This window comes from Priestia sp. SIMBA_032 (genome assembly GCF_046535215.1).
GTDB classification, from domain to species: Bacteria; Bacillota; Bacilli; order Bacillales; family Bacillaceae_H; genus Priestia; species Priestia aryabhattai.
Map to the genome: position 1 here is coordinate 1 of NZ_JAWRXD010000476.1, position 279 is coordinate 279.

Below are 279 nucleotides of genomic sequence, written 5' to 3' on the forward strand. Positions count from 1 at the left end.
GTCGTTATTAAATATGGATATGTCTGGAAATGATGGTCTTTGTCATGGAAATATAGCAGTTACAGAATATTTCCTTAAGAAATATGAATACAGTAAAAATGAAGAAGATTTAAAAATGGCTCAAATTATAGTACAAAATATTATAAACAGGAATCATCGCGAAAATAGGTTTATGTTGAGATATGCAAAAGGGTTTAAATCTATAGGGTTATTTACAGGATTGTCTGGTATTGGATATCAAATGTTAAGAGTAAGTAATCCTGAAAAGATAAAATCTAT

At 28.0% G+C, this 279-nt stretch carries 1 protein-coding gene; it reads left to right on the forward strand.

What is annotated here, in order from left to right:
• The coding region (locus SB717_RS35200; RefSeq protein ID WP_410907543.1) for a lanthionine synthetase LanC family protein at positions 1 to 279 on the forward strand (279 nt) is incomplete at both ends.